This window comes from Brevundimonas sp. AVps5, from assembly GCF_058681515.1.
In genome coordinates, this window is record NZ_CM178740.1 from 1770624 (window position 1) to 1781178 (window position 10555).

General features: G+C 60.9%; 9 protein-coding genes and 1 pseudogene. 6 read left to right on the top strand and 4 right to left on the bottom strand.

Annotation, left to right across the window (positions count from 1 at the left end; all coding sequences use genetic code 11):
• The first annotated feature begins 1 nt into the window (after position 1).
• Genes ACW18A_RS09145 through ACW18A_RS09160 form a run of 4 tightly spaced genes read left to right on the top strand, consistent with a single transcriptional unit; the run spans position 2 to position 3420 of the window.
• Entirely contained in the window at positions 2–1522 is a 1521-nt protein-coding gene (locus ACW18A_RS09145; RefSeq protein ID WP_492021418.1) for an AMP-binding protein, read from the top strand.
• Complete coding sequence (locus ACW18A_RS09150) at positions 1510–1764, top strand: acyl carrier protein (RefSeq protein WP_492021419.1); 255 nt, start codon at positions 1510–1512, stop codon at positions 1762–1764. The genes ACW18A_RS09145 and ACW18A_RS09150 overlap by 13 nt, the downstream gene beginning before the upstream one ends.
• On the top strand, positions 1721–2392 hold the full coding sequence (locus ACW18A_RS09155) for a GNAT family N-acetyltransferase (RefSeq protein ID WP_492021420.1): 672 nt from the start codon (positions 1721–1723) through the stop codon (positions 2390–2392). The genes ACW18A_RS09150 and ACW18A_RS09155 overlap by 44 nt, the downstream gene beginning before the upstream one ends.
• Positions 2389–3420 carry a C45 family autoproteolytic acyltransferase/hydrolase gene (locus tag ACW18A_RS09160; protein ID WP_492021421.1) on the top strand — a complete coding sequence of 344 codons (1032 nt, stop codon included), beginning with the start codon at positions 2389–2391 and terminating at the stop codon, positions 3418–3420. The genes ACW18A_RS09155 and ACW18A_RS09160 overlap by 4 nt, the downstream gene beginning before the upstream one ends.
• A 43-nt stretch (positions 3421–3463) precedes the next feature.
• Here the strand turns inward: ACW18A_RS09160 and ACW18A_RS09165 are convergent, their stop codons facing one another.
• On the bottom strand, positions 3464–4378 hold the full coding sequence (locus tag ACW18A_RS09165; protein WP_492021422.1) for a beta-ketoacyl-[acyl-carrier-protein] synthase family protein: 915 nt from the start codon (positions 4376–4378) through the stop codon (positions 3464–3466).
• A gap of 54 nt (positions 4379–4432) precedes the next feature.
• Between ACW18A_RS09165 and ACW18A_RS09170 the strand changes: the two genes are divergently transcribed.
• Together ACW18A_RS09170 and ACW18A_RS09175 are read left to right on the top strand one after the other, a co-directional pair.
• On the top strand, positions 4433–6730 hold the full coding sequence (locus tag ACW18A_RS09170; RefSeq protein WP_492021423.1) for an iron-containing redox enzyme family protein: 2298 nt from the start codon (positions 4433–4435) through the stop codon (positions 6728–6730).
• Positions 6731–6745: 15 nt separating this feature from the next.
• Positions 6746–7912 carry an acyl-CoA dehydrogenase family protein gene (locus ACW18A_RS09175; RefSeq protein ID WP_492021424.1) on the top strand — a complete coding sequence of 389 codons (1167 nt, stop codon included), beginning with the start codon at positions 6746–6748 and terminating at the stop codon, positions 7910–7912.
• Positions 7913–8173: 261 nt separating this feature from the next.
• On the opposite strand, the gene ACW18A_RS09180 is transcribed toward ACW18A_RS09175, so the two are convergent.
• From ACW18A_RS09180 to ACW18A_RS09190, 3 genes and pseudogenes are all read right to left on the bottom strand, one after another.
• Complete coding sequence (locus ACW18A_RS09180; RefSeq protein ID WP_492021425.1) at positions 8174–9040, bottom strand: alpha/beta fold hydrolase; 867 nt, start codon at positions 9038–9040, stop codon at positions 8174–8176.
• A gap of 212 nt (positions 9041–9252) precedes the next feature.
• On the bottom strand, positions 9253–10002 hold the full coding sequence (locus ACW18A_RS09185) for an isocitrate lyase/PEP mutase family protein (RefSeq protein ID WP_492021426.1): 750 nt from the start codon (positions 10000–10002) through the stop codon (positions 9253–9255).
• A gap of 73 nt (positions 10003–10075) precedes the next feature.
• Positions 10076–10555, bottom strand: a pseudogene (locus ACW18A_RS09190) (IS6 family transposase); the annotation flags it as partial.

The following is a 10555-nucleotide window of genomic DNA, read 5'->3' on the forward strand; positions in this document are numbered from 1 at the left end:
GATGGAACAGATCATCAACCGGGTCGCGAATGGCCGGCCGTCGACCGCACATTCGATCACCATCTATGGCCCGGGTGGGCGAACCGTGTTGTCGCTTTCCGACCTCGACCGGCTTGCCCGCAAGACGGCGGTCTATCTCAAGCACCTTGGCATTTCCGCCGGGGACCGGATCGGCATCGTGGCCAAGAACCGGCTCGAATGGCTTTTGCTCGATCTGGGCGCGTTGAAGATCAAGGCGGTCACCGCCGCTTTCGAAGCTGGGAAGGTCGCGCCGACGGCCGCACTCGCCGAGCAATACTCGCTCCGCATTGTCTTCAGCGACGAAGCGTCGGACGCGCCCGGTATCCTGCCGATAGACGGCCTGCTTGCCGCACTGGAGGCGCTGCCGGAGGATAGCGACCTTAGCCCCGTCGTCTATGCCCCGGACGAAGTGACGACGATCAAGTTCACGTCCGGGAGCACCGGTGAGCCCAAGGGGCTGGCGGCCACGGTCGGCAGTATCGACAGCTCGATCAGTGCGACGCAGGTCCTGTTCAACCATTCGTCTGACGACAAGCTGTTCATTTTCTTGCCGTTGTCGCTGCTGCAACAACGATACTGGGTCTATTCCGCGCTCGTCTATGGTCACGATGTCGTGCTGGCGACGTACCAGTTGGCCTATTATGCGCTGCCGCGCGAGGCACCGACCGTCGTGATGGGGGTTCCCGCCTTTTTCGAGACGCTGCGCAAGGCGATCGCGGCGCGCGTCGAGAGCGATGATCCGGCGGCGCTCCACCGCGCGGCGATCGAGGCCATGGGGTCCCGGATCCGCTATCTCTGGACCGGCTCGGCCCCGGCTTCCCCGGAGATGTTACGCTTCTTCGAAGATTGCGGAATGGCGATCTTTGAAGGCTATGGCATGAACGAGACCTGCATCGTCACCAAGAATGCGCCAGGCGCGCATCGGCGTGGCAGTGTCGGTAGGCCGATAGACGGCAAACGCCTCTCGATCGACGAGGACGGCATTATCGTCGTGCACAGCCTCTTCCCGGTGAACACGCGCTATCTGTTCTGCGCGCCCGGCGACTCGGAACGCATCTTTCAGCCCGACGGCTCGGTGCGCACCGGCGATCTCGGCAGTTTCGACGAGGATGGATTTCTCTACATACTGGGCCGAGCCGACGATGTCGTCGTGCTCGCCAATGGCCGCAACGTGCTCGTCCGGTCGATCGAGGAGAAGCTTCGGACCTGTGCCGAGGTAGAGAACTGCATCGTTGCAGGATCGGGGGAAGACTGCCTTTCGGCGATCCTCTGCGCGCCACGCGGCGAGGCGGCGCGCGACGTTATCAAGCGTCATATCGCCGATCTCAACCATCTAAACGGACCGGATGAGCGGATCGGCAGCTTCCTGATTGTGGACGAGCCGTTCAGCATCGAGAACGGGATGCTTACATCGCAGTACAAGCCGAAGCGCAGGGAAATTCTTGACCGGCTCTCAAATGAAATTTCTCACGCGACAAGAAGGGTCTCATGCAGGATATAGAACTTATAGTAAAAAAGAACATAGGACGACTAATTGATATCGATGCCAATCGCATTGATATTGATTTGAATATCTTCGATAGCTATGGCCTAACTTCTCTTAATCTGGTTATCCTTATAACAAATATCTGCGACGAAACGGACATACCCGTTTTCAACTTCACTGACAATGATATCGCTAATCTGAGGACTTTGCGTGATGTCGTCACCATGTTCACAACAGCCGCCGGCCAGGACGCTTGACTGGTTCAGGGACCTCGCCAGCGTTGAGCTCGAAAACGAGCATGTCCGGCTGAGGCCCATCGCCCTCACCGATCGTTCCGCGCTCGCCGAAATCGCCTTCGATGCCGATATCTGGCGCTATTTCGTGCAACGCATCGACAACGATGCGGATCTCGACCGCTTCATTCAGCTAGCGGTCGAGGACACCGCCGCCAATCGCCGGGTCGTCTTTGCGGTCATCGACAAGGAGACGGGCGCGGTGGCCGGCAGCATGGCCTACGGCAATCTGGCCGAGGCCGACCGGCGGCTGGAAATCGGCTGGTCGTGGCTCGGGCGCGCCTATCGGGGGAAGGGAGTCAACCGCTGGGCAAAATTCCTGCTGCTTCAGCAAGCCTTCGAACAGCTCGATTGCGAACGCGTGGAGTTCAAGACTGACGTGCTCAATCTCCAGGCGCGCAAGGGCCTGCAGAATATCGGCGCGACCGAAGAGGGCGTGCTGCGGAGCTTCAACTACATGCCGGACGCACGGCGCCGCGACGCGATCTACTGCAGCATCCTGCGCCGCGAATGGCCGGTCGTTCGGTCCGGCCTCCTCCAGGGCGCAAAGCTGCCCCAGGCCGCCGGCGAGCTGGTTGGTGCGGGCCGGTGACGCCGTTGTGCCTTGAGGGCGCGCCGTTCGAGCTTGGACGCGCCCATGGCGCGGCGCTACGCCAGCAGATCCGCGGCTTTCTCGATGACGATCTGGCCCGGCTCAACCTCGTCATGCCGCAGCCGACCAGCCTCACGGCGCTTGAGCCGGAGATCGCGGCCTATCGCTGCAAGATCGCCGCGGCGATGCCTTCACTCTCTGAGGAGATCGAAGGCCTAGCCGAGGGTGCCGGGATTTCCCCGGACGAGGCGATGTTGCTGCAGATGCGCCGTGAAGTGATGGGCTATTCGCGTTTCACGGCGGGGGACTGTACGACCCTTTGTCGGCGCGGCGAAGGCGGCCCGGTGCTTGCCCAGACGATCGACCTCAATGGCAATCTTGAGGATCAGATAGTCATTCTCCGGATTGCCCACAGGGCCAGTTCGCGCCGGGTCCTGCTGCTCAGCTTCACGGGGCTGCTAGGCTACCTCGGCCTCAACAGCGACGGTCTCGCGATCGGGCTCAACCTTGTGCTCGGCGGCACGTGGCGCCCCGGCATCCCGCCCTATCTCGCCATCCGGCATCTGCTCGATACCTGCGGCGACATAGAGTCATGCCTGGAGTGGTTGTCAGGGGCGCAGCTGGCCAGTTCGCGCTCTCTGCTCCTGTGTGATGCACGCCGCAGCGCTATCGTCGAACTATGCGACGGGAGACTTTCCCTCCGGGAGGGCGCGACGCTGGCGCACACCAATCACTTCCTGTCGGAGGACTTTGTGGCGATGGACCAGATGAACCCGTTCTCGCGCAATAGCTCGGCGCGCCGACTGGATGCGTGCGTCGCGCAGCTCGATCGCCTGGGCCAGCAGGGAGGCGTGGAAGATTTCATGGCGCTTTTGGGCCGGGAACCGATCAACGTGCCTGACACCGGCAATATCCGCCGCGAGAAGACCGTCGCCGCCGTGGTGCTGTTGCCAAAGGATGGCGAGCTCCATCTACGGCGTGGGAATCCCGCACAGGCTCGGACCGAAAAATACCGTGTGGCCGTGTGATATGGCCTGTCACCTCCCCGTTTCAGCCGGACCAGGTCAGACATCACGTCTTCCGCAGCAATGCGCCGAAGCGAGCTCCGGAAACGCTCGATCCCAGGGCCAGCAGTTCTCCCGGAGCCACGAGCCCGCTTGCCGCCAGGTCGATCATGTTGATCAACGGGTCGCAGGAAAACACGTGACCGATCCGCGGGATGTTATCGAGATAGAGCTGATCGCGGCGAAATCCGGCCTGCTGCTCCTTCATGACGATGATCGGCTTCCACAGATTATTGTGCGCGAGGCGCTTGATGTCGCGCAGATCAACCTGCGCCCGCTCGAAGAGTTCGGCATTCGCCCGCCGGGTCAGATCGGCCGAGATCTCGCCATTGCGCTTCATCATCCTGGCGTCGACCGCCGCCGCAGCGCCGAGCAGTTGGAATTCGCCGCCCTGTCCGGCACTGACGATGCAGCTTGCCGCACCATCGCTGAACACGGCGAAAGGGCGCAGCCTTTCATCATCCGCACCGCTCGTATCTCCGGCCGCCACCAGGATCGAATGGTGCCGCCCGCTACTGACCAACGCCGCGGCCAGACCCAGCGCAGAGGTAAGCGTCGCACAACGATTCAGGGTGCAGCCGTACGGGATGGCATGGTGCAGGCCCAGCATTTCGAGCAGCCGTCCGATGAGATCGGCATGCCCGTCGACGTCGATTGGAAAGCGCGTTGCGCACAGGATCACGGCATCGACCGGCGGCTGACGCGCGTCGAAATCCGCCAAGGTCCGGCGCGCCGTCTCGGCCATCAGCTCAACCGCCGGCCTGTCCGAAACATGAAAGCGGTCCCAGCCCCACACCCCCGCGTCGTCGATCATTTGATTTTGCTCGAGCCAGCCGGCCAGCCCGGGAATCTCCGCTACACGCCGTTCCTCTTCCCCCAGGAAATAGTGACAGCCGTGAATATACACCTTCGATTTTTCCATGCCGCGCCGATCCGCCAGTTGGTGTGATGGACGTCTTTGAAGCGGGAGTGCGAAATGAAATGCCTGCCACAATCAACCGATACATCGCCGAAATCGCATGCCGGCGTAAGTGAATTTCAACGCACGCCCATACATCGCTTTCTTGGCGGCAGGATCGGCAGGTTTCATTTCACTCCGGCGGCCCGGCCGCTGGCCGACACCCTGTTGGCAGCGGAGCCGGACCAGATCGCCGCGTCCTTGTTGAAGGAGTGCGAGAGCGAAGAACTTCTGCTGGCCGCGAAGCAGATCCTGGATGCCACCCTCAGCCTTGCGGAATGGGACGATGGGACTCAGGAGACGATCGTTCCGCCGCCCGCGCTCCGCGACGGCCGCGTTGACCGAACCGCGTTGTGGCAATGGCTCGACACCCACCGCATCGCCGCCGCTGCGACATGTGACGGCGTGGCCGCCCTGGGAAAGGCGGCGAAGCATGATCTCCTTCGCGGTCGGGCGGCCCTGTCATTGCTCGGCGATTGCTGGCTCGACACCGTGTCGCAACCCGCGTCCCAACCTGGCGCTGTCGTCAATATCCTGTTCGGCCAACGATGGTCGCTGCTGGGCGAGGGCTGTCCGGCCCGGTCCAGTGTCGCCATGCGCCGGCGGTCCCTGGAAACGGAAGGCATTTTCCTTCCGCAAATCTCCGAGGCAGGCTTCTTTCGTGCGGCCGCACCCGACGCGATGACATCGCTGCAGGCAGCTTTCCTGCTATCCCTGTCCCGGTATCCGGCTACGTATCTCCCCGAGGTGGTCGGGATCCACGCCGCCTGCCACACCCTGGGGATCGATGACGACCTTGCGGGGCTAACCCCCGTTGTAACCCGCGAAGCCGCGTGGGAGGCGCTCAACACCTATCTCGATGCGCTGGAGGATGACCCGGAGGCGGAAGCCCTGTCCCGTCGCCTCGTCAATGCGATGCGCGTCTTTGTCTGCCTGGAAAGGCGCCAGGTATCCATGCTGGCGGAACGCGGGGGGCAATCCGCCGACCATTCCCTGGATCTTGAGGTTGCCGGGGTTATCCGGCGTCATGCGCCCTTTGCCGGAAAGCAACACAAGCTTGTCCGGATCGGTGGCAAGCCGCTCTCGGAAGTTGTTGTTGAAACCGATCGGGATATCGCCGGCTTCCTGCGGGACTTAAAGCGTTCCAGCTATCTGCGAGCGGATGCGAAAGGCAGCTGCCGTTTTCTCGACGCCATCAAGTTCGGCGGGCCGATGTTCGGCATTTTTTCCGAACACGAAGCATCCATCCTCAAGTCGTGGTTCCAGGACGCGGCCCAAACGGTCGACGAGCCGATCCTCCTGCCGGAGGCGCGTGACGAACCGTCGGCGCAATTGTGGCTAGCCAACATCCGGAAGCGTCCACCCCGTGACACGGTATTTGAGACAGTCGCCGATCTCGATGACCGGACGCTGTTCTATCGGCTGGTGAATATCGAGAATTTCGCCAACACATTGCCGGTCGCGCTGGACCGTTTGCGCGCCGGACTGGCTCAGGCGGAGACCCTTTTCAACGCCAGGACTGCGGGGCGATACACGGACGCGCGCTTCTTCGAGTATTCGCCCGAGGCCCTCGTGGCCCGGATCGAGGCGATCTATTGGACCCAACTCGTCGATCCCTATGCGCCACTTGGCGAAATCCCGTCCCGCGATGAGGTCGTGTTCGGTCAGAAATATTACGCGCTGGGCAATCTAGTCGATGGCGCGTGGGCCTATCGAAGCAGCGGCACAGGCCGCGTCGAGAGAGTTGCGGATACGGGGTTGTTCGCCATCTACGCCGACGAGATGGGGCTGGGCGACCTTGAGAAGAACCACATCACGCTGATTTATCGCGTCCTGAAAAGCCTGGGCATCGATCAGCCGCATATCCGCGAAGAAGCGTTCATGGATCAGGACGAAATCCCTGACATCTTTTATACGTTTCCATTGAATCAGCTGTCATTCGGCCTGTTTCCGAACCGCTTCTATCCAGAGATACTGGGCTATAACCTGGGCGTCGAAATGTTCGGCCTGGGCGAGGTGCGGCTGCATGAGATCCAGAAGCTGAGGCACTGGGGCTTCGACCCCATCTATGAGGCGGTGCACCTGTCGATCGACAATCTCTCTGCCGGACATGCACGGCAGGCGTTGACGATGATTCAGGCGCATCTCACCGAAACAGAGCGCCGATACGGAGCCGCTGCATGCGCCGTCGACTGGCGCCGCATCTGGAATGGCTATGCGTCCTTTGCCTATTTCGTGGAAGGCGGGACGCTGGAAACATCGCCCTCCGCGATGATCCACGACGTGGCTGGCGATCATTGCGCCTTCACGCTCTGACCCTTGGGAGACGACGTGAAGATATTCGATACATCGGTTCTACGGCTACCGCTCTACGAGGAACGGCATCGGCAGCTCGCGGCGCGCATTGAACGCTGGGCTGAAGAGATCTCGCCGGCACTCGGCGAGATCGAACTTCTGCCGCCCGCCGAGATGGGACGCCATCTGACCGCGCTGTTCGGAGAAGCCGGCTGGTACGCCGCTGTCGGCGGCGCCGACACGCCCCCGGATTTCCGCAGTATATGTTTGATCCGCGAGGGCTTCGCGTTCATCCACGACCTGTTCGATTTCGCGTTCTCGATCCAGGCGCTCGCCGCTGCATCGCTGGTCCAATACGGATCCGTGGAACAGCGGGGAGCTCTACTCCCCGATATCCTGGCGGGACGGTCGATCGGATGCCTGGCGATGTCTGAACCGCAAGTCGGCTCGGACCTTGCCAATGTATCGCTGCGTGCGGAACGTCGTGGCGAATCCTATGTCCTGAATGGGACGAAGACCTGGATTTCCAACGCCGACATTGCCGATTTCGCGATTGTTCTGGCCCGCACGGCAGAACGGGGCGGACCGTTGGGGCTGAGCCTGTTCTATTTGAGCACGCAAACGCCCGGAGTGTGTGTCTCGGAAACGATAGAGGCGATGGCGCCGCGCTCCTTTGGGAGCCTGACCTTTGACGACTGCATTGTGCCCGCGGAGCAGATGATCGGAAAGCCGGGGCATGGCTTCAAGATCGCGGGCGAGATCCTTGAACTATACCGGACGACGGTCGGCGCCGCTGCGACCGGTTTCGCGCGCCGCGCGCAGAGCGCGGCGCTAAGCTGGGCGCGCTCGAGACACCTCTCCACCGGCACGGTGTGGGACATGCAACTGACCAAATCAAAATTCGCCGACAGCGAAGTGGCGTTGACCGCCAGCGCGTTACTGGTCGCTCAGGCGGCGTGGGAAATCGACCAGCAGATCCGTGGCTATGGGAAGCACTCAAGCATCGCCAAGCTCTTCGCGACGGAACAGGCGCAGCGAATTGTTGACGATGCAGTGCAAATTTTCGGCGCCGCAGGACTCGTGAAGGATACCGTGCCAGAACGTCTCTATAGGCAAATCCGGTCGCTGCGCATCTACGAAGGAACCTCGGAGATTCAGCGTCTAATCATCGCAGCGTATCTGCAGAGTCCTGAAATCGGTTAACCCCTCAATCTGGCACCTGCCGTTGGAATGAAGGGGTTCCGGGCGTCCGAAAATGCTGATCACTTCATGGTCTTCCACACCTTTCCAGCCGGGGAAAACTCAGCAGAAAACTCCAACGTCCAGTGATCCAGTTTCCGGGGAGCGGATCACTTCCTCGGCTTCGTGCTCGTTGCATCCATCCGAATGTGGATCAGGCACTTCGTCCACACCGCCCAGGCTGGTTGCCGATGAAACGGCCAAGAACCTCGCAGCCGGAACTTCCTAACCGGTCGTGATATCGAGTTGAGTTCGCGACCCGAGGAAAAATTGGTTAACCGCATCGGCGAACTGGTCTGGATCGTCAACCATCACGGCGTGGCCGGCCCCGGAGATTTCGCATAGATGGCCATCTTTCAACATCCCTACTATACTTAATGCTTCTTTTTTCGATAAGACTGCGGACCCCCTACCCCTCACCAGCAATGTTCTGCATAGTATTCTATGCAAACAATCTTGATCAGTATTTGTACGCGTCGATAATTTGCTGAATATTTCTGTGACTCGCCGATCGGCTTTGAGCACAAATTTGCCGTCAGCGGTCTCACGCAAAGCATTGACGACCATGTGGCGAAGCATTCTGGGATGGGTCAGTGGCCGCCTGTCCAATATCCAGGCAGCATACTCAGAAAGCGAATTGTAGCCATCGCATTGTTCGTGAAACTGCGAAAAAATATTATCTTGGGCAGTCAATACCGTGCTCGAAGCCCAATCCACCAGGATCAAATTCGACACGATATGGGGCACCGATGCGGCAACCCTTATCGCCACCCCTGCGCCAAGCGAATGACCTATAATAGAGATACCGCTATAGGCACCAGACTTGATTAGACCTAGAATATCGTCGGCATAAATTTCAATACTATAATTTGCCGTCGGATCTTCACGTGAGTTTCCATGACCCCTGAAATCTACCATTATGGAGCGATAACTCTTCGGCAGGCGAGGTGCCAGGTCGTGCCATACATAGGCACCTTCGCCGAACCCATGAAGAAGTATGCAAATCGCGTCCCCACTGCCATATTCCTCAACGTGGAAAGGGAAGCGATCCGCCCCTGGCGTCGGCGCGTGCGGCAAGAATTGCTCTTTCATAAGGACCGCCTTGTCGGCTCTGTGGAGCATATATACTATCGGGCATTCAGTATAGACAGGATGACGTGATCATGAGGTCCGGCTCATGTGCCGTGGCCGTCGCAATTGTAATTCGCACGGGTCCGGACATCACCGCGACAGATCCGGGCGCCTGAAGCGGCGACGCGTTGGACGGGTCGAAAGACGCGGCAGGCAAGCCCTTCAGTGCAGCGTCACACCTCACAATCCTTGAGCGTTCTGGCCGCTTCGTCGAATGCCGACCATGACCGTTTGGCCAGGCTGCCACCGACGCTGCACCGACGGACGCCGAGTTCGGCAAAGGCACTGAGTCTCGCGTCATAGTCGTGCACCACCACATTGACTGGTTTCGGCGCAACGGCCGCCACCAACTCGGCGACAGCGCCAGGATCAAGGATGAAGGGCACGAACAGGCAGTCCGCGCCGGCCTCGGCATAGGCGACCGCGCGGGCGATGCTCTCGGCGACGGGCATGTCGGGTACACGGAAATTCTCGTTGCGGCCGATCAGCATCATAGTCGGATCGACCGCATCGATTGCGGCCCGCGCGGCGGCGATGCGCTCGACCGCGAGGCCGCGCGCGTACATCTCGCTACCCGACCAATCCTCGATCGAAAGGCCCGCGATCCCCGTCTCCATCGCCAGCGCGACGTTCGCGGCAACTTCGGCGGGGTCATCGGCGAAGCCGTTCTCGAAATCGGCATTTATCGGGAGAGGGGTGGCGTCGACAAGCATCCTGAGATGCGCGAGCACCACGTCACGGCTCAGATCGCCATCGTCCCTGCCGGCGGCCCAGGCTGCTCCGGCGCTGGTCGACGCGACCGCCTTAAATCCCAGCTTCGTCAGGCGGACGACGCTGCCCGCGTCCCAGGCGTTGGGGATAATGAAGAAGCCGTCGTCATGCAGCCTGCGGAAGGTGGTGCGTTTCTCGGCGATCGTCGGCATGGCCGTCGCTCCTCTGCTTCCGGTGTTGTCAGGATATGTTTCACAGCTTCTATTCAGGCCCGACTTAGTGGAACCGGCCGGGTCGGCTTCGGGAGAAATCCCTGAGATCCAGGACATCGAGCGCCGCTCCATATGAGGTCAGGCCGTCAGTCGTGATCGTCTGCGGCTCCACCGGCTGGTTGTGTAGCAGACGTCGGAGAAGCCTCAGCGCCGCCTCCGTATCCCGCCGGCGCTGGGTCACGAGGTCCATGACCTCGCCTTCATCGTCCACTGCGCGCCACAGATACATCCGCTTGCCGCCGATCCAGCGGACCATCTCGTCTAAATGCCAGCGCGGCGAAGGGGCCCCTCGCCGCTTCTTCAGCCGCCGGGCGATCAGGGGGCCGAACTTGATGGTCCAGCACCGGATCGTTTCGTAGCTGACGTCCATCCCACGGTGAGCCATGAGCTCCTCGACGTCCCGAAAACTCAGGCTGAAGCGAAATTACCGCCAGACGGCATGGCGGATCACATCCGCCGGGAACCGGTGGCGCTTGAACGAGATCGGCTTCAC